The sequence below is a fragment of the Herbaspirillum sp. GCM10030257 genome, assembly GCF_042666555.1.
Lineage (GTDB): Bacteria > Pseudomonadota > Gammaproteobacteria > Burkholderiales > Burkholderiaceae_D > Noviherbaspirillum.
Genome location: NZ_JBHTDH010000134.1, coordinates 1 through 637, shown reverse-complemented (window position 1 = coordinate 637; position 637 = coordinate 1). Strand labels below are relative to the sequence as shown.

Sequence of the window (637 nt, the reverse complement as noted above, 5' to 3'; positions counted from 1 at the left end):
AAGATCGACAGCTTTGTCGCGCAATACAATGTCCACTCGCGACCGTTCGTCTGGACCGCCACCGCCGACTCCATCCTGCAAAAGATTGAGCGTCTTTGTAAAGTTATTTGCGGGACACCACACTAGCTCTTGTTTTAGTTTCAAATCCTGTTTGTAAGCATTCAAGTGTTCCGTCTGATAGTCCGCAGCCTTACCCGCCATATTTGCAGCTTTAGCAATGAATTCTTTATCATCGTTTTCGCAGCGGAACCCTCTTCCGTGTACTGCCGTTTCGGTACTGACTTCTCTTCCATCGATTCCTCCATACAAATTGACCCTGCACCGGGAAACTGGACAAACGTGACTTGGGAAATCCGGCACAATTTGCCATTGCGCGAAGGAGTATGTGCCGTGAAGAAATCCCGCTATACCGAGGAGCAAATTGCCTTTGCTCTGCAGCAGGCCGAGCTGGGCACGTCGGTCGAGGAAGTCTGCGGCAAGATGGGCGTATCCGATGCGACCTTTTATAACTGGCGCAAGAAGTACAGTGGCATGGGACCGTCGGAGCTGCGGCAATTGCGGCAGCTTCAGGAAGAGAATGCCAAGCTCAAGCGCCTCGTCGCCGATCTGTCGCTGGACAAGGCGATGCTGCAAGATG

Annotated in this window: 1 protein-coding gene and 1 pseudogene; both read left to right on the top strand. The window is 52.3% G+C overall.

Features of this window, described 5'->3' with window-relative positions; genetic code table 11:
• Positions 1-126, top strand: a pseudogene (locus tag ACFQUU_RS29425) (IS630 family transposase); the annotation flags it as partial.
• Between the two features lie 264 nt (positions 127-390).
• Positions 391-637: transposase (locus ACFQUU_RS29420; RefSeq protein WP_382252193.1), on the top strand; the 247-nt coding region annotated here is incomplete at its 3' end.